The organism is Streptomyces sp. Pv4-95 (assembly GCF_045782725.1).
GTDB lineage: Bacteria > Actinomycetota > Actinomycetes > Streptomycetales > Streptomycetaceae > Streptomyces.
The window spans coordinates 2,657,770-2,682,218 of the sequence record NZ_CP127172.1 but is presented as its reverse complement, the minus strand read 5'-3'; the positions used below and the strand labels follow the sequence as shown (position 1 = coordinate 2,682,218).

Below are 24,449 nucleotides of genomic sequence, written 5' to 3'. Positions count from 1 at the left end.
TTGATCTTCCGATCGCATTTCGCGGCTTCCCATGGCCGCATGCATGCCCGCTCCCGCCGACCATTTAGCACCGGGACGGTGACCGGCCCCTGGCCGGCGGATGACCGGTCCGTGAGGGGAACGCCGAAACGCGGCCCGCCCCCTGCACGGTGCGAGCGCACCGTGCAGGGGGCGGGATCGGTCGTTACGCCGGGACCGGCCGTCAGCGGGGCCGGCCCGTACGGCGGAATCGGCTCAGGGCGCGACGGGCAGCTCGCGCTTGTGGCCGGTGATGCGGTAGCGGCGGACGATGGTCGCGAAGACCTCGTCGCTGACGGGCTCGCCCTCCAGGAAGTCATCGATCTGCTCGTAGGTCACGCCGAGCGCGTCCTCGTCCGGCTTGCCCGGGTCGAGGGTCTCCAGGTCGGCCGTCGGCACCTTCGAGACCAGCGCGTCGGGGGCGCCGAGCGCCGCCGCCACCGCACGCACCCGGCGCTTGGTCAGACCCGTGAGCGGCACGACGTCGGCGGCGCCGTCGCCGAACTTGGTGAAGAACCCGGAGACCGCCTCGGCCGCGTGGTCGGTGCCCACGACCAGGCCCTCATGGGCGCCCGCCACCGCGTACTGCGCGATCATGCGCTGGCGGGCCTTGATGTTGCCCTGCACGAAGTCCTGGTGGCCGGCGTCGCGAAAGATCACATCGCCCTTCACCACCGCGTCCAGCGCCGCGTCGCTCGCCGGGGCGATGTCGACGGTCAGCTCCCGGTCGGCCCGGATGAAGTCCAGCGCCAGCTGCGCGTCCTCCTCGTCCGCCTGGGTGCCGTAGGGCAGGCGCATCGCGAAGAACGTCGCGTCGTGGCCGGCGGCACGGGCCCGCTCCACGGCGAGCTGGCAGAGCCGGCCCGTCGTCGTGGAGTCGACGCCCCCGCTGATCCCGAGGACCAGCGAGCGCAGGCCCGTGGACGTCAGCTGCTCGGTGAGGAAGGCCACCCGGCGCTCGATCTCCCGCTCGGCGTCGAAGGACGCACTCACCTGGAGATCCCGGGCGATCTCCTGCTGCAGGGCCTTGGACGCCGGGTCGGTCACAGCTGCTCCTTTTGTTGCGTCTGTCCGCGTGCTGGTGGAAATCCTATGACGGGTGCGCCCACTTCTTGAGAGCGGCCTTGCTGGAGAAGTCCGCGACGTCCTTGTCCAGCGGCCGGTCGGTGTACTGGTGGATGCGCCACTTCGCCTTGATGCGGGGGTGCCCGGCCGAGACGTAGTCGGCGATCCAGAGCCCGTCGGCCGCGTAGGACGTCGTGTCGTGGTTGAGCCAGAAGTCTCTGTTGCAGTAGAGCATCACGCGGTGGGTGGGCCGCAGCTTCTTGACCTCCAGGAGGAACTGGTCCTTCTGCGCGTTGCTGGCGTAGGTCCCCTCGCCGGTGCGCTCCCAGTCGGCGGCGAGGATGTCGCCCTGGACGGAGGCGCACTTCTCGACGAAGTACTTCGCCTGCGCCGCGATGTTCCCCGGCCACAGGAAGTGGTAGAAGCCGACCACACAGCCCGCCTTGCGGGCCTTGGCCGCCTGCGCGGACTGGTGCGGGTTGATGTAGGAGCGGCCTTCGGTCGCCTTGACGATCACGAAGTCCAACCCCTCGGCCGAGTACGAGGCGTTGTACGAGCTGACATCGACACCATGCAGCATGAGCGGCCTCCTGCCGATCGGACCTGCGATTTCGAAGCGTCATCTGCGTTCCAGCAGTTCAGCATGTTCACGACCGGAGACGCCAGATCGCTGCCGTGAAGTTCCTTTTCCCACGGGTGAGTTGGTGAGAGGAGGGGCTGCTGGTGCGACGAGTGGCCGGTGGGGCCGAAGAAGCGGGGGAGTGGCGGGCGGCTCTCCTCGTGCGCCTGCGTGGTCCCGCCGGGTGGACTGTCGTCGCGGTCCCGCCGGGTGGGCCCGCGCCCCGGGGCCGGACCGGCCGCTCCCGCCGCCCCGCCGGGGCCTTGGCAGACTTGCCCGGTGACCTACGCCGTACTGCTCGCCGAGGACGACCGTCCCATCCGCACCGCCCTGGAGCGTGCCCTGATCCTTGAGGGATACCAGGTCACCGCGGTCGCCGATGGATTGCGGGCGCTGGACGCCGTGCACCGCGAGCGGCCGGACGTGATCCTTCTCGACGTCATGATGCCGGGCGTCGACGGGCTCCAGGTGTGCCGGACACTGCGGGCCGAACAGGACCGCACCCCGATCCTCATGCTCACCGCCCGGGTCGGGACGGCGGACCGGATCGCCGGGCTGGACGCGGGCGCGGACGACTATGTCGTCAAACCCTTCGAGGTGGAGGAGGTCTTCGCCCGGCTGCGGGCGCTGCTCCGGCGCACGGCACCCGCGGACGGCGACCGCGGCGCGCACGGCGACGACCGGGCGGCCGGCGGCCGCGAGCAGGACCGGGAGGCCCGACAGGAGGACCTGGCGGGAGCGGGTACGCGCGGCGGTGCCGACGGTGACGCGGCGGGCAGCGGCGCGGCGAAGGGCACCGGGGCGGCTGCCGACGGCGCCGTCGAGGTCGCCGATCTGCGGATCGACGGCCCCTCCCGCCGCGCCTGGCGCGGGCAGCGCGAGCTGGAGCTGACCCGTACCGAGTTCGAACTGCTGGAACTGCTGGCGCGGAACGCCGGGATCGTGCTGGACCACTCGACGATCTACGACCGCATCTGGGGCTACGACTTCGGGCCCGGCTCGAAGAACCTCGCGGTGTACGTGGGCTATCTGCGGCGCAAGGTCGACGTGCCGGGCAGCCGGCCGCTGATCCACACGGTGCGCGGCGTCGGCTATGTGCTGCGGGAGGACTGAGATGGCCGGACGCGGGGGCCGGGACCGGGCCCGGGACGGCGGCGGCCAGCGCGGCCGCGGGGTGGGCGCCTGGCTGCGCACCCGCAAGCCGGCCAGTCTGCGCACCGCCTTCGCGGTGACCTTCGCCGCCGGGGCCGCGGCGGTGACCGCCCTCGTGGGGTTCCTCAGCTACGACGCGGCGGCCCGGCTGGTCCGGGTGGACGAGAAGTCGGCCTTCTCCGAGGTGGTCGGGGACCTGCGGAGCCAGGTACAGGAGCGGTCGTTCCGGCCCGGGGACTACGCGGCCGCGGGCCCCGGCAGCGACAGTCCGCGCGAGGACCTCACCCGCCCCACCCGCACCGATGTGCAGGTGCTGGGGGCCGGCGGGCGGATCGCGGACCCGGGGACCCCCGTCCTGCCGGCCGGCGCCCGGGAGCGCCGGGTCGCCGCGGCCGCGCAGGCGGGCCGGCACACCCAGCGGGAGGCGGACATCGGCGACGGGGAGTACCACGTCGCGACGGTCGCCCTCGGCGACGGCCGCGGGGCGGTGCAGGTGGCCCGGAAGTTCAGCGGGACCGAGGACCTGCTCTCCGCGCTCCAGCGGCGCACCGCACTGCTGGCCGCGGCGGTCCTGGTGGTCGCCGGGGCCGCCGGGTGGTGGCTGGCGCGCCGGATCACCGGCCGGCTCGTCCGGCTCACCGCGGTCGCGGAGAGCGTGGCCGAGCACGGCCGGCTCGACGTCCCGGTGCCGGTCGCGGGCCGGGACGAGGTCGCGAGGCTCGGGCGGGCCTTCGACGACATGCTCGGGCGGCTGGCCGCGGCCGTCCAGGACCAGCAGCGGCTCGTCCAGGACGCGGGCCACGAGCTGCGCACGCCGCTGACCTCGCTGCGCACGAACATCTCGCTGCTGAAGCGGTTCGAGGAGCTGCCGCCGCGGGCCCGTGCGGAACTGCTCACCGACCTGGCCGGCGAGGCGAGGGAACTGACCGATCTGGTCAATGAGTTGGTGGACCTGGCCGCCGGGCAGCGGGGTGACGACCCGCTGGCCGAGGTGAGCCTGGCCGACGTCGCGGAGAAGGGGGCCGCCTCGGCCCGCCGCCGCACGGGCCGTGAGATCACCGTGCGGAGCACGCGGCCCGCGGCGGTCGAGGGCCGGCCCGCAGCACTGCACCGCGCGCTCACCAACCTGCTGGAGAACGCCGCCAAGTTCGATCCGGGCGGCACGCAGCCGATCGAGGTCGTCGTCACCGGCGCCCGCGTCGAGGTCCTCGACCGCGGGCCCGGCATCGCCGACTCCGACCGCACCCGGGTCTTCGACCGGTTCTACCGGGCCCCCGCCGCCCGCGGACTGCCGGGTTCCGGCCTCGGACTCGCCATCGTCCGCGAGATCGCCACCGCGCACGGCGGGCACGCCTTCGCCGGCCACCGACCGGGCGGCGGCGCCGTCCTCGGCTTCACGATCGGTACGGGCGCGGGTCATGGGTCCCAGCGGGCCCACTGAGGCCGGCGGGGCGCGCCGCACCGGGCCTTCCTCGCGTGTCGCCACCGCCGTCGGCCCGGCGGAGCCCCGTAGCGGCGAGTAGGCGTACCCCTGTCCGCCGCGGGGCTCGGACGCTCCGCTGCCGCCCACGGCGCGGCGAGCGCGTCGGCCGCCGGCTCCCTGCGGGGCGCGGCTGCACGGGTGGTCCGTCCGACATCAAACGGATCATCACCTTTCCGCCGTCCACCGTCAGGTAGACCGTATACGTGACCGGAGAGGGGCAGTCGGCCGAACGGACAGCCGAGGGCCCGGCCCACCGCCGGGCCTCGCATCGCGCCACCCGCCAAGGAGAAGCCTGTGAGCAACCTCGCCCTCGGCGGAGCCTCGATCGACGGCGGCCTCTACACCTGGGTCACCGATCTCGCGCAGCGCGCCCCGCACGCCGTCAACGTCCTTGTCTCCTACGGGACCGACCACGGTCTGTTCCTCTTCGCGATCCTGATGCTGATCTGCTGGTGGCGGGCCCGCCGTGGCACCGCCGCGGAGATGGCGCGGGCGCTGGCCGGCCCCCTGGTGGTGACCCTGGCCTATCTCGCCAACGACACCGTCAAGGCCCTCTTCGACGAGGCGCGGCCCTGCCGGACGCTGCACACGGTCACCGTCGCGCTGTGTCCGGGCGTGACCGACTGGTCGTTCCCCAGCAACCACGCGGCCATCGCCGCGGCCGCCGCGGTCGCCCTGATCGCGTGCGCGCCCCGGCTCGGGCGGATCGCCGTCCCGGCCACGCTGTTGATGGCGTTCTCGCGTATCTGGGTAGGAGCCCATTACCCGCACGACGTCCTCGCCGGCCTGGCCATCGGTGTGGTCGTCGCCCGGCCGCTGATGCCGCTCGCCCGGCACGCGACGCCCGCCGTCACCCGGCTCCGCACCACCAGGCTGCGCCCCCTGGTGGCCGCCCGGTGACGCCGTCCGCGCCGAGACCCGGACGGAAGCGAGGACCGGAACGGACCGAGGACATGAGGACGCAGCGGGGACCGGCACCCGAGAAGGATCCAGAGCCGGAGAAGGGACCGGAGGACGCCGTGCAGAGAACGCCGAAGGGCACCCGCCCCGCGCAGGAGACCACGCACCACCCCTTCCATCTCGCCTTCCCCCGCCACCTCCCGCAGCACCCCCCGGTCCATCTCCCGCACCGCCCGCCGGACGCCCGCAGGCCCGGTCCGCTGCTGGCCCTCGCGGCGGTGTGCGCGGCGCTCTTCGCCGCCCTCGCCATCGTCGTGACCGTGGGCGACGGCTCCCCGCTCGCTTCCGAACAGGCGGCCCACGACTGGTCGACGGCGCACAACGGGGAGCCGGTGCGGTCCCTCGCCCGTGTGCTCACCACGACCGGCAGCGGCCCCGTCCTCTATCTGCTCGCGGTGGTGGCCGGTCTGCTGGCCGGCCGGGGCGCGCTCGGCCGGCTCCGTACGGTGGCCTGCGCCGTGGTCGTCCTCGCCGTCGCGCAGGCGGTCCGCTACGGCCTGATGGAACTGCTCGCCCGCCCGCGTCCACCCTCCGACGAATGGGTCGGGCACGCCCCCGACTACGCCTTCCCCTCCGGCCATGCCACCAACGCCGCACTGGTCGCCGGGCTCCTGGCCTGGGGTGTACTGCACCGTGCCCGCCCCGGCGTGGCCCGCACCTGGTGCACGGTGCTGGTGCTGTGGGCGATCGGCGTCGGTGCCACCCGCGTCTACCTGGGCGTCCACTGGCCGGCGGACGTCCTGGGCGGCTGGCTCCTGGCCGCCGTCTTCCTGTCGTTGGCGCTGATCGCGGAGCCCTTCGCCTTCCGCCACCCGGGCCCGCCCCCACCACCCGTACCGCCGGCCACGCCGCTCGACTGACGGCACACCCGCCGTGCGCGGCCGGCGGCCGCGGCCCATGAATCGGTGACGATCGGTCCACGACTTGGCCAAGGCGGCATGGACTCCTCCCGTGCCGAGCAGCACTCACCTGGGTGAGGGGGAGGCCGCCGCGGGCACACCGTCGGCAGCGGCGATCCGTCCCTGCACGCACCTGTACGGCGTCACCACCGCAGGCGGCACCACCAAGGGGGACGGCACGATGGAACAGCCTCGCAACGGCCCGACGGACCCACCGATAGCCCACCCGGCACCACTGCCGACGAAACCCCCACCGCACCCCTCACGCCACGGGCCGAAGCACCCGGGTACCCCGGCGCAGGGGCCCGAAGCGCGCACCCCGCAGGGCCGCTGCGCGGCCGCCGCGGCCAAGGACCCGACGCCGTGCGAAGGACCGCACGACGCCGCGACGATCGTCGAGTGCCACGGCGGGGAGGTGGCAGGCTGCGTCCACCACTGCGCGCGCCTGCTCGCCGGCCTCGAAAGCGCCCGCGTCCACCCTTTCGTCCCGGCGCACCACGCCCTGGAGATCTACTCCAGGGCCCGCGAACTCCCGCCGTTCGCCTGGGAGATCGGCAAATAGCCGACCGGCGACGGCCTCTCCCGCCTGCCCGCGGCGTTCAGCACTCGATGATGTTGACGGCGAGGCCGCCGCGCGCCGTCTCCTTGTACTTGACGCTCATGTCGGCGCCGGTGTCCTTCATGGTCTTGATGACCTTGTCGAGGGAGACGTGGTGGCGGCCGTCCCCGCGTAGCGCCATGCGTGCCGCGGTGATGGCCTTGACCGCCGCCATGCCGTTGCGCTCGATGCAGGGAATCTGCACCAGGCCGCCGACGGGGTCGCAGGTCAGGCCGAGGTTGTGCTCCATGCCGATCTCGGCGGCGTTCTCCACCTGCTCGGGGGAGCCGCCGAGCACCTCGGCGAGCCCGCCGGCGGCCATGGAGCAGGCCGAGCCGACCTCGCCCTGGCAGCCGACCTCGGCGCCGGAGATGGAGGCGTTCTCCTTGAAGAGCATGCCGATGGCGCCGGCGGCGAGGAGGAAGCGGACCACGCCCTCCTCGTCGGCGCCGGGGACGAAGTTGATGTAGTAGTGCAGGACGGCGGGGATGATGCCGGCCGCGCCGTTGGTGGGGGCGGTCACGACCCGGCCGCCGGCCGCGTTCTCCTCGTTGACCGACATCGCGTAGAGGGTGACCCACTCCATGGCGTGCGCGAGCGGATCGCCTTCGGAGCGGAGCTGGCGGGCGGAGTTCGCGGCCCGGCGGCGCACCTTGAGGCCGCCCGGCAGGATGCCCTCGCGGGACATGCCGCGGCTGACGCAGCCCTGCATCACGCCCCAGATCTCCAGCAGGCCCTCGTTGATCTCTTCCTCGGTGCGCCAGGCCTTCTCGTTCTCCAGCATCAGGGCGGCGATGGAGAGACCGGTGTCCTGGGCGAGCCGCATCAGCTCGTCGCCGGTGCGGAAGGGGTACTTCAGGACGGTGTCGTCGAGCTTGATCCGGTCCTCGCCGACGGCGTCCTCGTCGACGACGAAGCCGCCGCCGACCGAGTAGTAGGTCTTCTCCAGGAGCGGGGCGCCGGCCTGGTCGTAGGCGAAGAGCGTCATGCCGTTGGCGTGGTACGGCAGGGAGCGGCGGCGGTGCAGTATCAGCTCGGTCGACTCGTCGAAGTCGATCTCGTGGTCCGTCCCGATCTCGGCGCCCAGCAGCCGCAGCCGCTTGGTCGTGCGGATCCGCTCCACCTCGCCGTCCGCGCTCTCCACGTCGACGGAGCGGGGTGAGTGCCCCTCCAGGCCGAGGAGCACGGCCTTGGGCGTGCCGTGGCCGTGGCCGGTGGCGCCGAGCGAGCCGAAGAGTTCGGCGCGTACCGAGGCCGTCTGCGCGAGGAGACCGTCCTTCTTGAGGCGACCGACGAACATCCGGGCGGCGCGCATGGGGCCCACGGTGTGGGAGCTGGAGGGGCCGATGCCGATGGAGAAGAGGTCGAAGACGGAGATGGCCACGGTGGCGGACTCCCTTGTCTGCTCGTGGTGGACGGTGGAGCAATGGGGCAGGAGGTACGTTTCTGCGCCGACTGACGAGCGTAACGCGGACGCGCGGTCCTGCCGCCTGACGGAAAGCGGCGGATGCCCGGCGCCCCGGGAAACAGCGGTTGTCGGCGCTCTGTGCGGGCCGCGGCCCGCTGCGCTGTGCCTCGTCTCACAGATGACGGGCACCGGATCGCGCCCGGCATCCGGCGAAATGAACAGTTTTGACGCGGGCCGGTCGGCGCGCCGGAGCCGGCCCGCCGGTCCTTGGCGGAGGCGGCCGTGATCCGGCGAGGAATGCGCCCGTCCCGGCCCGCCGGTCTCCCGGCGGGCCGGGACCGCGCTCGTGAGGCGCCCTAGGGGCGCCGTGCGCGACGTCGCGCGTCACGGCCGGGGCCCGCGTCAGCCGCCGCCACTGCGGCGGCGACGGGCGCGGGCCGGGGCGTCACAGCGACTGGTACAGCGGGTGCTTGCCGGCGAGGGCGGTGACGCGGCCCTTGAGGGCCTCGGTGTCGTAGCTGGGCTTGAGGGCCTCGGCGATGATGTCGGCGACCTCGCGGAAGTCCTCGGCCTGGAAGCCGCGGGTGGCGAGCGCCGGGGTGCCGATCCGCAGGCCCGAGGTGACCATCGGGGGCCGCGGGTCGTTCGGGATGGCGTTGCGGTTGACGGTGATGCCGACCTCGTGGAGGCGGTCCTCGGCCTGCTGGCCGTCCAGGTCGCTGTTGCGCAGGTCGACCAGGACGAGGTGGACGTCGGTGCCGCCGGACAGGACGGAGACGCCGACCTCGGTGACGTCGGGCCGGGTGAGGCGCTCGGCAAGGATGCGGGCGCCGTCGAGGGTGCGCTGCTGGCGCTCCTTGAACTCCTCGGAGGCCGCGACCTTGAAGGAGACCGCCTTGGCGGCGATGACGTGCTCCAGCGGGCCGCCCTGCTGGCCGGGGAAGACCGCGGAGTTGATCTTCTTGGCGAGCTCCTGGGTGGACAGGATCACGCCGCCGCGCGGACCGCCGAGGGTCTTGTGCGTGGTCGTGGTGACGACGTGGGCGTGCGGCACCGGGCTCGGGTGCAGGCCCGCGGCGACCAGGCCGGCGAAGTGCGCCATGTCGACCATGAGGTAGGCGCCGACCTCGTCGGCGATCCGGCGGAACTCGGCGAAGTCCAGCTGCCGCGGGTAGGCGGACCAGCCGGCGACGATCAGCTTGGGGCGGTGCTCCTTGGCGAGGCGCTCGACCTCTTCCATGTCGACGAGGTTGCTCTTCTCGTCGACGTGGTAGGGCACCACGTTGTAGAGCTTGCCGGAGAAGTTGATCTTCATGCCGTGGGTGAGGTGCCCGCCGTGGGCGAGGTTCAGCCCCAGGATGGTGTCGCCCGGCTTGATCAGGGCGAACATGGCGGCGGCGTTGGCCTGCGCGCCGGAGTGCGGCTGGACGTTCGCGGCCTCGGCGCCGAAGAGGGCCTTGATCCGGTCGATGGCGATCTGCTCGACGACGTCGACGTGCTCGCAGCCGCCGTAGTAGCGGCGGCCGGGGTAGCCCTCGGCGTACTTGTTGGTCAGGACCGAGCCCTGGGCCTCCATGACGGCGAGCGGAGCGAAGTTCTCCGACGCGATCATTTCGAGGGTGGACTGCTGGCGGTCGAGTTCGGCGTCGACGGCGGCGGCGACGTCGGGGTCGAGCTCATGGAGGGAGCTGTTGAGAAGCGACATGAGTCTTTCCTGGAGGGGTCAGGCGGCGCGGTGGCGGTCCTCCCGGACGGGTTCCGGGGGAGCTTCCGCTCGGTCGGTGGCGGGGTGCCGGGTCGGCGGGCCGGGAGGGCTCAGCCGGCGGCGAAGGCGGTGTACTCGTCAGCCGAGAGCAGGTCGTCCGGCTCGCCGCTCACCTTCACCTTGAACAGCCAACCGCCCTCGAACGGGGCGGAGTTCACCAGCGACGGGTCGTTCACGACGTCCTCGTTGGTCTCGGTGATCTCACCGGTGACCGGGGCGTAGAGGTCGCTGACCGACTTGGTCGACTCCAGCTCACCGCAGGTCTCGCCCGCCGTGACCGTGTCCCCGACCTCGGGAAGCTGCACGAAGACGACATCGCCGAGCGCGTTCGCGGCGTGCTCGGTGATGCCGACCGTCGAGACGCCGTTGTCGGCGGCCGACAGCCACTCGTGCTCCTTGCTGTAGCGCAGCTGCTGGGGGTTGCTCATGGCTCGATTCTCCTGTACGCGAGGGTGTGAACGTGAATGGGGTCTTGCACAGTGAGACGCGTGAGGCGCGCCGGTTTCACAACTGCCCGGAGGCAGAGCGCTACCGGCGTCACTTCTCCCGCTTGTAGAACGGAAGCGCGACGACCTCGTACGGCTCATGGCTTCCACGGATGTCCACGGCGACACCCTCGGCGCCCGGTGTGGCGTACGCCGCGTCGACGTAGGCGATCGCGAGCGGCTTGCCCAGCGTGGGCGACGGCGCACCGGAGGTGACCTCGCCGATGACCGTGCCGTCTGCCGCGACGACCGCGTAGCCGGCGCGCGGGACGCGGCGGCCCTCCGCGATCAGCCCGACGAGCTTGCGCGGTGGCGCGGCCTCGGCGCGGCGGGCGGCCTCCTCCAGGGCGGCGCGGCCCACGAAGTCACCGCCGTTGGTGGTCTTCTCGAACTTCACGACCCGGCCGAGACCCGCGTCGAACGGCGTGGTCGCGGTGGTCAGCTCGTGTCCGTACAGCGGCATGCCGGCCTCCAGGCGCAGCGTGTCGCGGCAGGACAGCCCGCACGGGACGAGCCCGACGTCCTTGCCGGCCGCGGTCAGCGCCTCCCAGAGGGCGACCGCGTCCGCGGGCCGGACGAACAGCTCGAAGCCGTCCTCGCCGGTGTAGCCGGTGCGGGCGATGAGCGCGCTCACGCCGGCGACCGTGCCGGGCAGACCCGCGTAGTACTTGAGGCCGTCCAGGTCGGCGTCCGTCAGCGCCTTGAGGATGCCGGGGGACTCCGGGCCCTGGACGGCGAGCAGGGCGTAGGCGTCGCGGTCGTCGCGGACCTCGGCGTCGAAGCCGGACGCGCGCTCGGTCAGCGCGTCGAGCACCACCTGGGCGTTGGAGGCATTGGCGACGACCATGTAGCTCTGGTCTTCGAGCCGGTAGACGATCAGGTCGTCGAGGATGCCGCCGGCCGCCTCGCAGATCATGGTGTAGCGGGCGCGGCCGGTCTTGACGCCGCCGATGTTGCCCACCAGCGCGTAGTCGAGGAGATCGGCGGCCTGCGGGCCGGTGACGGTGATCTCGCCCATGTGGGAGAGGTCGAAGAGGCCGGCCCGGGTGCGGACGGCGACGTGCTCGTCGCGTTCGCTGGCGTAGCGCAGCGGCATGTCCCAGCCGGCGAAGTCGGTCATGGTCGCGCCGAGCGCACGATGCGTGGCATCCAGCGCGGTACGGCGAGGGGCATCAGTCATGGTTCTGGGCTCCCAGGCATGGGTGACAAGACGTTCTCCCCATCTGTCATCGGAACCTGAGAGGTTCACCGGGATCCCGCGAACGGACCCGGTTTGCACCTTGGGTGGAGCCACCCGTCAGCCGGGCGGTGGCTCGCTTTTCAGATCTGCCTCGCCCGCGCGGTATCGGGGCCTGAGAGATTCAAGGGAGGACTTGCTCCTTCGGCGCCCCGCCGTGGCGGCGAGGACTCTCCCGCGCGGATTCAAGCGGCCGGTATGGAGTTGGCTGTGCACGGGTGAGCTGAGCGGTGCACAGTGGCGCCGACATCATTGCACGGGATCGCCGGATGCAGGAGTCCTGGTTGTCGCACCTCCCCGGGCGGCCGCCGTGGCCCGGGGGATCGGGCAATCGCCTTGATGGGTATTACCTTTTCTTGACACTCTTCGGGAAAGGGACGGACACCGGCCGGGCCCGCTAGTGACCGGGAGGGGCGATGACGGTGCACAAAGATGCCGCACTCGCGACAACGTCGGGGGTCGCGGGCGCCGCGGTGCCCCGGCCCGCACGCTCGCCCCTGGCCGTGGTCAGGCCGGGGCGCGGCGCGGAGGTGATCGACCTGAGGGGAACACGTCACACCGGCAAGGTGGCCGAGATGCGCTTCCCGGCCGGTGACCTCGTGGTGGTCTCCGGGCTGCCGGGCAGCGGCAAGAGCACGCTCATGCACCGCATCGTGCCGGTGCTGGACGGCCGGGGCGCCGCGGTGCACCGCATCGACTCGCAGGACGTCCGGGTGCGCTGGGAGCGCGGCAGGCTCCGCCGGCTGCCGTACGGGGTGTACCGCCCGCTGGTCCGTGCCGCGCACTATCTGGGGCTGCGCCGCGCGCTGCGCTCCGGCGACAGCGTCGTGGTGCACGACTGCGGGACGCTGGCGTGGGTGCGCCGCTGGATCGCGCGGTCGGCCCGGCGAGGCGGCCGCGGGCTGCATCTGGTGCTGCTCGACGTCCCGCCCGAGGTGGCGCTGTCCGGGCAGGAGTCGCGGGGGCGCGGAGTCTCCGGGTACGCCTTCGCACGGCACCGCAGGGCGGTGGGCCGGCTGGTCGGCGGGGCCGAGGCGGGCCGGCTGCCGAAGGGGTTCGCCTCGGCGGTGCTGCTGGACCGGCCGGCGGCGAGCGCGCTGGAGACCGTCGGCTTCGGCTGAGGCGGCCTCCGGCTGAGGTGGCCTCCGGCCGAGGTGGTCCCTCGGCCGGGCCGGTTTTCTGCGCCGGGCCGCCCACGCACGCCGGCGAAGATCGACTGCCCACCACCCCCTTCGGCTGCCGCCGCGCCTGCCGCTAGGGTCTTTGGCCAGATAGGGCGGTTTGGAACGGGTGGGTGTACATGAACTTTCCGGAGCAGGGGATACCGCAGCTGACCTGGCCTGCGAATGAGCTGGAAGAGGTGCTGGCCGCCTCGGTCGGGCACCCGGGTGCCGGTGGCCGGATCGTGGAGGTGCTGGGACGCAGCCGGGTGTGGGTGCCACTGCCCAACGGCGGCGGCCCGGACAGCGCGGGGCCGGGCGCCGCCGGGCTGGATCTGCCGACCACCGAGATCGGTGGCGCGGCGTATGTACCGGTCTTCAGCTCCGAGCAGGAGTTCCTGCGGGTCGTCGGTTCCCATATGTCCTTCACCGTCGCGCCCGCCCGGGAGTTCGCCCGTGGGCTGCCGCCGCTGATCGGTATCGCGGTCAACCCCGACGGCACGGTCGGCGTCCCGCTGCCCCCGCCCGCGGTGGCCGAATTGTGCCGGGTGGGGCGGACGGAGGGCGACGGACCGGCGAGCGGCGGCCGGGTCCGGCTCTTCGAGCCGGACTGGCAGGACGAGCCGGTGGACTTCCTGGCCGCCGCGGGACTGGAGTTCTCCGCAGCCGGATTTGTCCTGACTGCCCGGCGTGCCCTGGCAAGTGTCGAGGGCGACACGCCCGCGCTGTTCGTCGGAGTTCAGGTCGAGGCGACCCCCGCCGCCCTCCAGGACGGCACCGCCCGCGAGGCGGCTCTGTCCGCCCTGGGACGTGCGCTCGGCGCGGTGCCCGTGCGCTGGCCCGTGCAGCTCGTCATGCTGGACATCGCCCTGGGGGACCCGGTCGCCGACTGGATGCTCCAGCGGGTGCGACCCTTCTACTCTCGGGAGCACTCGTAAGCTGGTTGGATGACGGGCGGGCGCACCCCACGTGCCCTGCCGACAGAAGGGACGGACCACGTGAGCGCGGGTGCGCATCAGGGAGCGGCCGCGGCCGGACAGGTCGAGCAGATGCTGCAACAGATCTCGCCCGGTCGCTACGACGCCTATGAGGCGCTGCTGCACGCGCTCGCCGCGAGCCAGGTCTGGATGCTGCTGTGGCAGGGCCGGGCCGGTATGCCCGACGCGCAGTACGGAAACATGGAGGTCGACGGCCTCGGCTACGCGCCGTGTGTGACCTCGGCGCCCGAGCTGGCCGCGTCCGGCTGGAACCGCGACCACGAGCTCGTCACCGGCCTCGAAATCGCCGCCTCGCTCTTCCCCGACCGCTGGGGCCTGTGGCTGAATCCGCACGCTCCAGGTGGCGGCGTCGGCATTCCGTGGCTGGATCTGCGTCGTATCGCCGGTGGCCTCGACCGGCTGCCGGCCGGACCGCTGCGGATCTCCGAGCCGGTGATCGACATCCCGCAGTTCTACGCCCTCCTGGCGCAGAACGCCCACCGGACGCCCGCCGTGCGGTCGTTGCGCCGGGCCTGGGTGCAGCCCGCCCTCGGCGCCCCGTATCTGGCGATCGGTCTCGATCTGTACGACACCGGCCAACAGGCGGTGGAGTCGGCGCGGTTGATGATCCAGCAATCGATCGGCGCGGTTCCGGACGGCCTGCCGGTCTCGACGGTCGCGATGAACGACGAGTACGACCCGGTCTGCATGTGGATGCGGGCCTCCGCGCGCGCCTTCTTCGACCGCGACGGCTACGCCCAGCCCCCGGGTCAGCCGCCCGCCCCCGCGCCCTCCTACGGCTATGGGTTTCCGCGTCCCTACTGACGTCGGCGGCGCCGCGACGCGCCGCCCTTCGGGCTGAATTGCCCGTGTACGCCCCCCGGTTGAGACGGCCCGCGAGGGCTGATCATTCCGCTCAGGCGGTTCGGCTGTCCGTATAACGGAAGGCCGTGGAGCACATCACAGTTGCGCATCCTTTCACCGCCAGGACTGGTGAGTGATCGCGAATCGGATGAAGACTCCCGCAACAGAGGGCTTCGGCCCTTTGTACGAGCGTCATTCAGATCGGCGTCGCGTGAATCTCCGAAACTTCACACTGCGAACTCTCGCGATGCCCGCACCACGTGCACCAGTGATGTGAATCAGGCCGCTACAGCGGCGGGCATTGGGCCGGCCACCGTCGGCCGAGAGGGGTCAAAAGCACCGTGACCGCACCGATCGAGACCACCGGGGCGGCTGCTGAGGCGCAGCCGGAAGCGGTGCTGAAAGGCGTGGCGAGCAAGCGCATCGAAGGGCGCTCGCTCGGGCAGATCGCATGGCTGAGATTCCGGCGTGACAAGGTCGCGGTGGCCGGTGCCATCGTTGTCATCCTGCTTGTCGTGGTCGCCGCGCTCTCCCGCCCCCTGCAGAGCCTGCTGGGGCTGGACCCCAACAGCCCGAACCAGTCGCTGATCGACCCCAACACCACTCTGCCCAAGGGCGACTTCGGCGGTATGAGCGCCGATCATCCCTTCGGCGTCGACCCCAAGTTCGGCCGCGACCTGCTCGCCCGGATTCTTGAGGGCTCGTGGGTGTCGCTGATCGTGGCCTTCGGTGCGACGCTGCTCTCGGTCGCCATCGGCACCGTCCTCGGTGTCGTCGCCGGCTTCTACCGCGGGCGCGTGGACGCGGTGATCAGCCGGATGATGGACGTCTTCCTGGCCTTCCCGCTGCTGCTCTTCGCCATCGCGATCTCCGCCTCGCTGCAGGGCGGCGCGTTCGGCCTGGAGGGTCTGCCGCTGCACATCTCCGTGCTGATCTTCGTGATCGGCTTCTTCAACTGGCCGTACATGGGCCGCATCGTGCGGGCGCAGACCCTGTCGCTGCGCGAGCGCGAATTCGTGGACGCCGCGCGCGGCATGGGTGCGCGCGGGCCGTTCATCCTCTTCCGGGAGCTGCTGCCCAACCTGGTGGGTCCGATCATCGTCTACTCGACGCTGCTGATCCCCTCCAACATCCTCTTCGAGGCGGCGCTGAGCTTCCTGGGCGTCGGCATCCAGCCGCCCCAGGCTTCCTGGGGCGGCATGCTCAACCAGGCGGTCAAGTACTACGAGGTCGATCCCCAGTACATGATCGTCCCCGGCCTCGCGATCTTCGTCACCGTGCTGGCGTTCAACCTGCTCGGTGACGGTCTGAGGGACGCGCTGGACCCGCGCAGCCGGTGACGCCTGCCGGGCACCCGCACCGCCCAGATGTCTCAACAGTTGTTTGACGTTTCTCGACGAACGAAGGGGACACCGACCATCATGCGAAGGTCAGTTCCGGTCGCGGCTATCGCGGCCCTCACCAGTGCGGGCCTTTTGCTGGCCGGCTGCAGTGGGAGCAAGGACTCCAAGAACGGCTCCGGCGAGGCCAACGCCGCGACCAAGGGGATCGTCAACGCCTCCGATGCGAAGGGCGGCACGGTCAACTACGCGCTGAGCGACGCCCCCGAGTCGTTCGACCCGGGCAACACCTACTACGCCTTCGTCTACAACTTCAGCCGGCTCTACGCGCGCCCGCTCACCACCTTCAAGCCGGGCCCCGGCACGAAGGGCAACGAGCTGACCCCGGACCTCGCCGAGTCGATGGGCAAGCCCACCGACGGCGGCAAGACCTGGACGTACAAGCTGCGCAAGGGCGTCAAGTACGACGACGGCTCGGTGATCACGTCCAAGGACGTGAAGTACGCCGTCGAGCGCAGCAACTTCGCGCGTGACACCCTCTCGCTGGGCCCGAACTACTTCCAGCAGTTCCTCAAGGACAACGACGGCGGCTACAAGGGTCCCTTCAAGGACAAGGACAAGGCCGGCCTGAAGTCGGTCGAGACGCCCGACGACCAGACGATCGTCTTCCACCTCAAGAAGCCGTTCGCCGAGTTCGACTACCTGGTGAGCGCCCCGCAGACCGCGCCGGTGCCGCGGGCCAAGGACAAGGGCGCGGAGTACACCAAGTCCGTCGTCTCCTCCGGGTCGTACAAGTTCCAGAGCTACCAGGAGGGCAAGCAGCTCACCCTGGTCCGCAACCCGCACTGGTCCGCCAAGACCGACCCGCTGCGCAAGCAGCTGCCGGACAAGATCGTCCTGAAGATGAAGGTCGCCCAGTCGACCATCGACAAGGACCTGCGCTCCGGCAACACCCATGTCGACCTCGCCGGTCGCGGCGTCGACGGCCAGACCCAGGCCCAGCTGCTGACGGACCCCGACGAGAAGGCGAACACCGACAACGCCCTCGGTCAGCGGGTCGTCTACACGGCCATCAACACCAAGGTGAAGCCGTTCGACAACGTCGAGTGCCGCAAGGCCGTCGAGTACGCGATCGACAAGAAGGCCGTGCAGACCTCGCTCGGTGGCCCGATCCGCGGTGAGGTGGCCTCCACGGTCCTGCCGACGGACATCGACGGCTACCAGAAGTTCGACCTGTACCCGCAGAAGTACGACGGGGACAAGCTCGACCTCACCGAGGCCAAGAAGCACTGGGACAAGTGCGGCGCCGGCAAGACGGACACCACGATCGTGGCGCGCAACGACCGCCAGGACGAGATCGACGCGGCCACCACGGTCATCGACTCGCTGAAGAAGATCGGCGTCAACGCCAAGATCCAGAGCTACCCGAGCAGCAAGTACTTCTCGGACTACGCGGGTGTGCCGAAGTTCAACAAGAAGAACAACGTCGGCCTGATCATGATGCAGTGGGGCTCGGACTTCCCGACCGGCTACGGCTACCTGCAGCAGATCGCGAACGGCAAGGCGATCAGCCAGTCCGGTAACACCAACCTGTCCGAGCTGGACGACCCGGCGATCAACAAGCTGCTCGACAGCGCCATCGCCGACACCGACAAGGCCGCGCGCGAGAAGGCGTACGCCGAGATCGACAAGAAGATGATGGAGCAGGCGGCGATCGTTCCGCTCACCTACTTCAAGGTCCTGCTGTACCGCTCGCCCAAGGCCACCAACCTGGTGTCCACCTCGGCCTTCAGCGGTCAGTACGACTACCTCAACATCGGCGTCAAGAAGTAGCAGCCCTGGAAGGCAGGTGAAGGCATTGGTGTCCGCGGGCCGGTCGCTACCGGCCCGCGGCACCGACGCCGCATCCCCGTGTTCTCGTACATCATCCGCAGGTTGATCAGCGCAGTGATCCTGCTGCTGATCGTCAGCGCGGTCACTTTCGGCATCTTCTTCCTGCTGCCGAAACTGGCCGGGCAGAGCACCGACCAGCTTGCCCAGCAGTACATCGGAAAGGCCCCCACGGCCGCGGACATCGCGGCGGTGAAGAAGAACCTCGGCCTGGACAAGCCCGTGTACGAGCAGTACTGGGACTTCCTCAAGGGCATTTTCGTCGGCGTCGACTACAAGTTCGGGCCGGAAGTGGCCAAGTGCCATGTGCCGTGCTTCGGCTACTCCTTCAAGACGCACATCGAGGTCTGGCCGGAGATCCAGTCCAGGCTGCCGGTGACCCTGTCGCTGGCCGCCGGTGCCGCCATCGTGTGGGTCGTCTCCGGTGTCGCCACCGGCGTGCTCTCCGCGCTGCGCCCCGGCTCGCTCTTCGACCGGATGGCCATGGGCGTCGCCCTGGCCGGCGTCTCGCTCCCGATGTTCTTCACCGGCGCCCTGGCGCTGGCCCTCTTCACCTACCAGTGGCCGATCTTCGAGCGCAGCGACTACGTACCGCTGATGGAGGATCCCTTCCTCTGGGCGCGGACCCTGGTCCTGCCCTGGGTCACCCTGGCGTTCCTCTACTCCGCGCTCTACGCCCGGCTCACCAGAGCGGGCATGCTGGAGACGCTGAGCGAGGACTACATCCGTACCGCCCGCGCGAAGGGCCTGCACGAGCGCAAGGTGGTCGTACGGCACGGTCTGCGTGCCGCGCTCACCCCGATCATCACGGTCTTCGGCATGGACCTGGGCCTGCTGCTCGGCGGTGCGCTGATCACCGAACAGGTCTTCTCACTCAAGGGAGTCGGCGCCTTCGCCGTCGAGGCGATCAACGCCAACGACCTGCCGAACATTCTCGGCGTCACCCTGCTCGCCGCGTTCTTCATCGTCATATGCAACCTGGTGGTGGACGTTCTGTACGCCGCCGTCGACCCGCGGGTGAGGCTCTCGTGACCGACTCCTCCGAGGACAAGACCGAGACGGCCGGACCGGCCGTGAGCACGCCCGTGGCCGAGCCGGTGGCCGAACCCACCGAGCCCGCGACCCCGACCGCCTTCCTCGAAGTGCGGGACCTGAAGGTGCACTTCCCGACCGACGACGGCATCGTGAAGTCCGTCGACGGACTCTCCTTCACCCTGGAGAAGGGCCGGACGCTCGGCATCGTCGGCGAGTCCGGCTCCGGCAAGTCGGTGACCTCCCTCGCCGTCATGGGACTGCACCGCGCGTCCCGCCGGCAGCGCAGCAAGGTCGACATGTCGGGCGAGATCTGGCTGGACGGCAAGGAGCTGGTCTCCGCCGATCCGGACGAGGTGCGCCGGCTGCGCGGCCGCGAGATGGCGATGATCTTCCAGGATCCGCTCTCGGCGCTGCACCCCTTCTACACCGTCGGCCAGCAGATCGTGGAGGCGTACCGCGTCCACCACGACGTCGACAAGAAGACCGCCCGCCGCCGGGCCGTCGAGATGCTCGACCGGGTCGGCATCCCGCAGCCCGACAAGCGGGTCGACGACCATCCGCACCAGTTCTCCGGCGGTATGCGCCAGCGCGCCATGATCGCGATGGCGCTGGTCAACAACCCCGAGCTGCTGATCGCGGACGAGCCGACCACCGCCCTGGACGTCACCGTCCAGGCGCAGATCCTGGACCTGATCCGCGATCTGCAGAAGGAGTTCGGCTCGGCGGTCATCATCATCACCCACGACCTGGGTGTGGTGGCCGAGCTGGCCGACGACCTGCTGGTGATGTACGGCGGCCGCTGCGTGGAGCGCGGCCCCGCGGAGAAGGTCTTCTACACGCCGCAGCACCCCTACACCTGGGGTCTGCTCGGCTCGATGCCGCGGATCGACCGCGATCAGACCGACCGGCTGATCCCCGTGAAGGGATCGCCGCCCAGCCTGATCAATGTGCCGTCCGGCTGTGCCTTCAATCCCCGTTGCCCGTACGCGGACGTCCCCGAGGACAACGTCACCCGCACGGTGCGCCCCGAACTGCGCCAGGTGGAGGGCGGGCACTTCTCCGCCTGCCACATGTCGCAGGAGGAGCGGGAGCGTATCTGGACCGAAGAGATTGCGCCGAAGCTGTGACCGAGACGACTGACGACGAGAGCAAGAAGATCCCGCTGCAGAAGGGATCTGCGGACGAGGCCGCGCAGGACGGCCACCGCCGGGTCGCTCCGCAGGATCCGGACGCCGAGCCGCTGCTGCGGGTGCGCGGTCTGGTCCGGCACTTCCCGATCACCAAGGGCCTGCTCAAGCGGCAGGTCGGTGCGGTGCAGGCGGTCGACGGCATCGACTTCGACGTCCGGCCGGGGGAGACGCTCGGTGTGGTCGGCGAGTCCGGCTGCGGCAAGTCGACGATGGGCCGGCTGATCACCCGGCTCGACGAGCCGACCGGCGGCTCCATCGAGTTCGAGGGCAGGGACATCACCCACCTGTCCCCGGGCAAGCTGCGGCCGATGCGCCGCGACGTCCAGATGATCTTCCAGGACCCGTACGGGTCGCTGAACCCGCGGCACACCATCGGCGGGATCATCGGCACCCCCTTCCGCCTCCAGGGCGTCGAGCCCGAGGGTGGGGTGAAGAAGGAGGTGCAGCGGCTGCTGGAGCTGGTGGGTCTGAGCCCGGAGCACTACAACCGCTATCCGCACGAGTTCTCCGGCGGTCAGCGGCAGCGCATCGGTATCGCACGGGCGCTGGCGCTCAAGCCGAAGCTGGTCGTCGCGGACGAGCCGGTGTCGGCGCTGGACGTCTCCATCCAGGCGCAGGTCGTCAACCTCATGGACGACCTCCAGGAGGAGCTGGGCCTGACCTACGTCATCATCGCCCACGACCTGTCGGTGATCCGCCATGTGTCGGACCGCATCGCGGTCATGTACCTCGGCAAGATCGTGGAGTTGAGCGACCGCAAGGCGCTCTACGAGTCGCCGATGCACCCCTACACCAAGGCGCTGCTCTCCGCGGTGCCGGTGCCCGACCCCAAGCGGCGGACCCAGCGCGACCGGATCCTGCTCAAGGGCGATGTGCCGTCGCCGATCAACCCGCCCTCCGGCTGCCGGTTCCGCACCCGCTGCTGGAAGGCGACGGAGGTGTGCGCGACCACCGAGCCGCCGTTGGTGGCGCTCAGGACCGGTCACCAGGTGGCCTGTCACCACCCGGAGAACGCACCGGAGGCCGGGTCCGGTGGCGGCGGGGCTCCCGGAGCACCGGCGACCGCAGTGCCGGAGAAGTAGCCGGAGCCACCCCCGGAGCCACCAAATGATCATCAACTACTGAGGAATTGGCAAAGTCCCGGGCCCACCGCGGGCGGGAGAGTGCAGAGTCGGCGCGGTTGTTCAGACATCATCCGTGTGTTCGAAGGGACGGCTCATGGCATTCTCCCGCTCTGTGCGTCGCACTTCCCGCTGGCTCGCGCTCGCCACGGCGGTGGCCTCGGCCGCCACCATCGCCGCCGGGCCGGGCGCCTCGGCCGGCGCCCCGGGGGCCGGCGACCCCTACTTCCCGCAACTGGGCAACGGCGGTTTCGACGCCCTCCACTACGACCTGGGTGTCAGCTACGACCCGGACAGCGGCCGCCTCACCGGCCGCACCACGCTGACCGCCAGGGCCACCGAGAACCTCTCCTCCTTCGACCTCGATCTGCAGAAGCTGACGGTCGACTCGGTCCGGGTGAACGGCCACCGCGCCGGGTTCAGCCGCTCCGGCGACGAGTTAAGGATCCGGCCGGACTCCCGGCTGCCCCGCGGCCACCGCTTCACGGTCACCGTCTCCTACGGCGGTGTCCCCAAGCCGCTCGGCGGCCCGATCATCTCCGGCTCCGACTACGGCTGGATGAAGACCAAGGACGGTGTCTTCGTCGCCTGTGAGCCGAACGCCGCCTCGACGTGGTTCCCCTCCAGCGACCACCCCGGCGACAAGGCGACGTTCGATATCCGCATCGACGCCCCCAAGGGCCTCACCGGTGTCTCGAACGGCCGCCTCATCAGCTCCGGTGAGGCGCACGGCCGCTCGTACGCCCACTGGCGGGAGAAGCGCCCGATGGCGACGTATCTCGCCACCGCCACCATCGGCAGGTTCGATGTGCGTACGGGCACCACCCCGGGCGGTGTCCCGATCTACGTCGCCACCGACCCGACGCTGCCCACCGGCAAGGTCGATGTCTACGGCATCACCTCCGAGGCCACCGACTACTGGTCCGAGGTCTTCGGCCCGTACCCCTTCGAGGAGACCGGCGCGATCGTCGACGACATGCCGCAGGCGGGCTTCTCGCTGGAGGTGCAGTCCAAGCCGGTCTACTCGGCGGTGCGCAACGAGACCACCATCGTCCACGAGCTGGCCCACCAGTGGTTCGGCGACTCGGTCTCCGTCGAGCAGTGGAAGAACATCTGGCTCAACGAGGGCTTCTCCCGCTACGCGCAGTGGCTGTGGGCCGAGCACAAGGGCACCCGGAGCGCCCACGACGCCCTCCGCGAGGAGTACCGGGACGTCCCGGCCGACGATGACTTCTGGCAGGTGAAGGTCGGCGACCCGCAGCGGGACACCATGTTCTCCGGCCCGGTCTATGACCGGGGTGCGATGACGCTGCAGGTGCTGCGCGAGCGGATCGGTGACAAGGCGTTCTTCGAGCTGCTGCCGGCCTGGACCGCGCAGCACCGCTACGGCAACGCGCGGACCGCGCAGTTCATCGCGCTCGCCGAGAAGATCTCCGGGCAGCAGTTGGACGATCTCTTCGACACCTGGCTGAACACCACGGGCAAGCCGGCGCTGCCGGGCGAGTAGCGGCGGTCCGGACCCGGCGTCAGTCGGAGTCCGGCCGGCCGCGGCCGCCGAGCGACTGCGGCCGGGGCAGGTGGACGCCGAAGTAGACGGCCGCCATCCGCAGTGCGAAGACCACCCCCGCCGAGATCGCCGCGGCGGGGGTGGCGCCCGTGCCGAGGTGGTGCAGCCCCAGGTAGCAGCAGCCGCCGGCCAGTGCGGCGATCGCGTAGACGTCCTCGCGCAGCAGCAGCGGCGGGAACTCCCCGCACAGCACATCGCGGATGACCTCGCCGGCGACGCCGGTCAGCACCGCCAGGATGATCACGGCAAGCGGGGTGGCGTCCGCCTCGATGGCGGCGCGCGCCCCGATCACCGTGACGACGGACAGGCCGACCGCGTCGACGACGAGCAGCGACTTGACCGGCAGTGTCCAAAAGCGCAGGTAGGCGATGGTGCCGACGCCGACGCAGATGATCACTGTCAGCAGCACCCAGTCGTGCGTCCAGTACAGCGGCTGCCGGTCGAGGATCAGATCGCGCAGCGTGCCGCCGGAGATGGACGCGGCGAAGGCGAGCACCAGCCCGCCGAACGGGTCCATGTTGGCGCGGTAGGCGGCCAGCACGCCGCTCGCCGCGAACGCCGCGACGCCGACCAGATAGAGCACGTGAAGCATGGCGCCATGTTCTCAGGCCGCGCGGCCGCCGCCGTCGGCGCGTGCCCGGCCGATCGGGCGGAGCGCGGACGCGGCGCCGAAGGTGAGCGTTCAAATTTGACACTACCGGTCAGTAACCATCCGGTGTAGCGTGCACGTCATGGCATTGGTGACCATAGGTAAGAGTGAGTTCGACCGCGATACGGCGGTCACGCGCAGGGCCGAGGGCGTCTACGACGCGGAGCTCTCCGCCGGGTGGACGATCATCCAGGCGGTCAACGGCGGCTATCTCCTGGCCCTCATGGGCCGTGCGCTGGGCGACGCCCTCCCGCACCCGGACCCCTTCTCGGTCACCGCGCACTACCTGACGGCCTCGGTCCCCGGGCCCGCCGTCATCCGCACCGAGAGCGTCCGCTCCGGCCGCACCATGTCGACCGGCACCGCCACCCTCGTCCAGTTCGCCGAGGACGGCACCGAGGTCGAGCGGATGCGGGTGCTCGCCGCCTACGGCGACCTCGATGCGCTGCCCGACGACGTCCGCACCACCGCCAAGCCGCCGGCCATCCCGCCCTACGAGCACTGCCTGGGCACCGACAGCGCCCCCGACGGGAAGCCGGCCATCCCGGGCAGCACGGCCATCGCCGAGCGGCTCACCCTCCGCCTGGACCCGACGACCGCCGGCTGGGCCGTCGGCGCCCCCTCCGGCAAGGGGGAGATGCGCGCGTGGTTCGGCCTCGCCGACGGCCGTGAGCCCGATCCGCTGTCCCTCCTGCTGACCGTCGACGCACTGCCGCCGACCGCCTTCGAGATAGGGCTCTCCGGCTGGGTCCCCACCGTCGAGCTGACCGCGCACATCCGTCGCCGCCCCGCGCCGGGACCGCTGCGGGTCGCGATCACCACCCGCAATCTGGCCGGCGGCTTCCTGGAGGAGGACGCCGAGGTCTGGGACTCCGAGGATCATCTCGTCGCGCAGTCCCGTCAGCTGGCGCGCGCCCTGCTGGAGGGCTGAGTCTCCCGCGTCGGGAAGCCGGGCCGGCCAGGCGCC

At 70.9% G+C, this 24,449-nt stretch carries 22 protein-coding genes and 1 riboswitch; of the genes, 15 read left to right on the top strand and 7 right to left on the bottom strand.

Annotated elements, in window-relative coordinates; all coding sequences use genetic code 11:
- Positions 1-234: 234 nt before the first annotated feature.
- Complete coding sequence (gene nadE / locus QOM21_RS11760; RefSeq protein ID WP_407549865.1) at positions 235-1,065, bottom strand: ammonia-dependent NAD(+) synthetase; 831 nt, start codon at positions 1,063-1,065, stop codon at positions 235-237.
- A gap of 43 nt (positions 1,066-1,108) precedes the next feature.
- The gene (locus QOM21_RS11755; RefSeq protein WP_393895817.1) at positions 1,109-1,663 is read right to left on the bottom strand and encodes a GH25 family lysozyme; all 555 of its coding nucleotides are present in this window, start codon (positions 1,661-1,663) and stop codon (positions 1,109-1,111) included.
- A gap of 318 nt (positions 1,664-1,981) precedes the next feature.
- On the opposite strand from QOM21_RS11755, the gene QOM21_RS11750 reads away from it, so the two are divergent.
- The 5 genes from QOM21_RS11750 to QOM21_RS11730 all read left to right on the top strand — a co-directional run bounded on the left by QOM21_RS11750 (position 1,982) and on the right by QOM21_RS11730 (position 6,758).
- Positions 1,982-2,815 (top strand): response regulator transcription factor, encoded by an 834-nt coding sequence (locus QOM21_RS11750; protein ID WP_407549864.1) that lies wholly within the window; start codon positions 1,982-1,984, stop codon positions 2,813-2,815.
- 1 nt (position 2,816) lies between these two features.
- Entirely contained in the window at positions 2,817-4,295 is a 1,479-nt protein-coding gene (locus QOM21_RS11745; protein ID WP_407549863.1) for an ATP-binding protein, read from the top strand.
- A gap of 336 nt (positions 4,296-4,631) precedes the next feature.
- Entirely contained in the window at positions 4,632-5,237 is a 606-nt protein-coding gene (locus QOM21_RS11740) for a phosphatase PAP2 family protein (RefSeq protein WP_407549862.1), read from the top strand.
- 53 nt (positions 5,238-5,290) lie between these two features.
- On the top strand, positions 5,291-6,157 hold the full coding sequence (locus QOM21_RS11735) for a phosphatase PAP2 family protein (protein WP_407549861.1): 867 nt from the start codon (positions 5,291-5,293) through the stop codon (positions 6,155-6,157).
- A 91-nt stretch (positions 6,158-6,248) separates the two neighbouring features.
- Positions 6,249-6,758, top strand: a complete 510-nt coding sequence (locus QOM21_RS11730; RefSeq protein WP_407549860.1) for a hypothetical protein — start codon at positions 6,249-6,251, stop codon at positions 6,756-6,758.
- A 37-nt stretch (positions 6,759-6,795) separates the two neighbouring features.
- Here QOM21_RS11730 and QOM21_RS11725 read toward each other — a convergent pair whose 3' ends face one another.
- The 4 genes from QOM21_RS11725 to gcvT all read right to left on the bottom strand — a co-directional run bounded on the left by QOM21_RS11725 (position 6,796) and on the right by gcvT (position 11,632).
- Positions 6,796-8,178 carry an L-serine ammonia-lyase gene (locus QOM21_RS11725; RefSeq protein WP_407549859.1) on the bottom strand — a complete coding sequence of 461 codons (1,383 nt, stop codon included), beginning with the start codon at positions 8,176-8,178 and terminating at the stop codon, positions 6,796-6,798.
- 469 nt (positions 8,179-8,647) lie between these two features.
- Positions 8,648-9,907 carry a serine hydroxymethyltransferase gene (glyA, locus tag QOM21_RS11720; protein WP_407549858.1) on the bottom strand — a complete coding sequence of 420 codons (1,260 nt, stop codon included), beginning with the start codon at positions 9,905-9,907 and terminating at the stop codon, positions 8,648-8,650.
- 110 nt (positions 9,908-10,017) lie between these two features.
- Positions 10,018-10,395 (bottom strand): glycine cleavage system protein GcvH, encoded by a 378-nt coding sequence (gene gcvH / locus QOM21_RS11715; RefSeq protein ID WP_407549857.1) that lies wholly within the window; start codon positions 10,393-10,395, stop codon positions 10,018-10,020.
- A gap of 109 nt (positions 10,396-10,504) precedes the next feature.
- Positions 10,505-11,632, bottom strand: coding sequence for a glycine cleavage system aminomethyltransferase GcvT (gcvT, locus tag QOM21_RS11710; protein WP_407549856.1), 1,128 nt, complete (start codon positions 11,630-11,632; stop codon positions 10,505-10,507).
- Positions 11,633-11,782: 150 nt separating this feature from the next.
- Positions 11,783-11,877: riboswitch (glycine riboswitch) on the bottom strand.
- Positions 11,878-12,105: 228 nt separating this feature from the next.
- Between gcvT and QOM21_RS11705 the strand changes: the two genes are divergently transcribed.
- The 9 genes from QOM21_RS11705 to QOM21_RS11665 all read left to right on the top strand — a co-directional run bounded on the left by QOM21_RS11705 (position 12,106) and on the right by QOM21_RS11665 (position 22,773).
- Positions 12,106-12,810 (top strand): AAA family ATPase, encoded by a 705-nt coding sequence (locus tag QOM21_RS11705; protein ID WP_407549855.1) that lies wholly within the window; start codon positions 12,106-12,108, stop codon positions 12,808-12,810.
- Between the two features lie 179 nt (positions 12,811-12,989).
- A complete protein-coding gene (locus tag QOM21_RS11700; RefSeq protein ID WP_407549854.1) occupies positions 12,990-13,787 on the top strand; it encodes an enhanced serine sensitivity protein SseB in 798 nt (265 codons plus the stop codon).
- A gap of 60 nt (positions 13,788-13,847) precedes the next feature.
- Positions 13,848-14,651 (top strand): enhanced serine sensitivity protein SseB C-terminal domain-containing protein, encoded by an 804-nt coding sequence (locus QOM21_RS11695; protein ID WP_407549853.1) that lies wholly within the window; start codon positions 13,848-13,850, stop codon positions 14,649-14,651.
- 380 nt (positions 14,652-15,031) lie between these two features.
- Complete coding sequence (locus QOM21_RS11690) at positions 15,032-16,030, top strand: ABC transporter permease (RefSeq protein WP_407549852.1); 999 nt, start codon at positions 15,032-15,034, stop codon at positions 16,028-16,030.
- Between the two features lie 81 nt (positions 16,031-16,111).
- Positions 16,112-17,863, top strand: coding sequence for an ABC transporter substrate-binding protein (locus tag QOM21_RS11685; protein WP_407549851.1), 1,752 nt, complete (start codon positions 16,112-16,114; stop codon positions 17,861-17,863).
- Positions 17,864-17,941: 78 nt separating this feature from the next.
- A complete protein-coding gene (locus tag QOM21_RS11680; protein WP_407549850.1) occupies positions 17,942-18,952 on the top strand; it encodes an ABC transporter permease in 1,011 nt (336 codons plus the stop codon).
- 41 nt (positions 18,953-18,993) lie between these two features.
- The gene (locus tag QOM21_RS11675) at positions 18,994-20,082 is read left to right on the top strand and encodes an ABC transporter ATP-binding protein (protein WP_407555637.1); all 1,089 of its coding nucleotides are present in this window, start codon (positions 18,994-18,996) and stop codon (positions 20,080-20,082) included.
- A gap of 113 nt (positions 20,083-20,195) precedes the next feature.
- Complete coding sequence (locus QOM21_RS11670; RefSeq protein ID WP_407555636.1) at positions 20,196-21,227, top strand: ABC transporter ATP-binding protein; 1,032 nt, start codon at positions 20,196-20,198, stop codon at positions 21,225-21,227.
- 136 nt (positions 21,228-21,363) lie between these two features.
- The gene (locus QOM21_RS11665; RefSeq protein ID WP_407549849.1) at positions 21,364-22,773 is read left to right on the top strand and encodes a M1 family metallopeptidase; all 1,410 of its coding nucleotides are present in this window, start codon (positions 21,364-21,366) and stop codon (positions 22,771-22,773) included.
- Positions 22,774-22,792: 19 nt separating this feature from the next.
- Here the strand turns inward: QOM21_RS11665 and QOM21_RS11660 are convergent, their stop codons facing one another.
- The gene (locus QOM21_RS11660) at positions 22,793-23,425 is read right to left on the bottom strand and encodes a trimeric intracellular cation channel family protein (RefSeq protein WP_407549848.1); all 633 of its coding nucleotides are present in this window, start codon (positions 23,423-23,425) and stop codon (positions 22,793-22,795) included.
- A gap of 139 nt (positions 23,426-23,564) precedes the next feature.
- Here QOM21_RS11660 and QOM21_RS11655 point away from each other — a divergent pair, with 139 nt between their 5' ends.
- Positions 23,565-24,413, top strand: a complete 849-nt coding sequence (locus QOM21_RS11655; protein ID WP_407549847.1) for a thioesterase family protein — start codon at positions 23,565-23,567, stop codon at positions 24,411-24,413.
- Positions 24,414-24,449 lie beyond the last annotated feature (36 nt).

Excerpts from the sequence above, each read along its gene's own strand:
- QOM21_RS11755 (WP_393895817.1), bottom strand. The coding sequence starts at position 1,663 with ATGCTGCATGGTGTCGATGTCAGCTCGTACAACGCCTCGTACTCGGCC.
- QOM21_RS11745 (WP_407549863.1), top strand. The coding sequence starts at position 2,817 with ATGGCCGGACGCGGGGGCCGGGACCGGGCCCGGGACGGCGGCGGCCAG.
- QOM21_RS11735 (WP_407549861.1), top strand. The coding sequence starts at position 5,291 with ATGAGGACGCAGCGGGGACCGGCACCCGAGAAGGATCCAGAGCCGGAG.
- glyA (WP_407549858.1), bottom strand. The coding sequence starts at position 9,907 with ATGTCGCTTCTCAACAGCTCCCTCCATGAGCTCGACCCCGACGTCGCC.
- gcvH (WP_407549857.1), bottom strand. The coding sequence starts at position 10,395 with ATGAGCAACCCCCAGCAGCTGCGCTACAGCAAGGAGCACGAGTGGCTG.
- gcvT (WP_407549856.1), bottom strand. The coding sequence starts at position 11,632 with ATGACTGATGCCCCTCGCCGTACCGCGCTGGATGCCACGCATCGTGCG.
- QOM21_RS11705 (WP_407549855.1), top strand. The coding sequence starts at position 12,106 with ATGACGGTGCACAAAGATGCCGCACTCGCGACAACGTCGGGGGTCGCG.
- QOM21_RS11700 (WP_407549854.1), top strand. The coding sequence starts at position 12,990 with ATGAACTTTCCGGAGCAGGGGATACCGCAGCTGACCTGGCCTGCGAAT.
- QOM21_RS11685 (WP_407549851.1), top strand. The coding sequence starts at position 16,112 with ATGCGAAGGTCAGTTCCGGTCGCGGCTATCGCGGCCCTCACCAGTGCG.
- QOM21_RS11665 (WP_407549849.1), top strand. The coding sequence starts at position 21,364 with ATGGCATTCTCCCGCTCTGTGCGTCGCACTTCCCGCTGGCTCGCGCTC.
- QOM21_RS11660 (WP_407549848.1), bottom strand. The coding sequence starts at position 23,425 with ATGCTTCACGTGCTCTATCTGGTCGGCGTCGCGGCGTTCGCGGCGAGC.
- QOM21_RS11655 (WP_407549847.1), top strand. The coding sequence starts at position 23,565 with ATGGCATTGGTGACCATAGGTAAGAGTGAGTTCGACCGCGATACGGCG.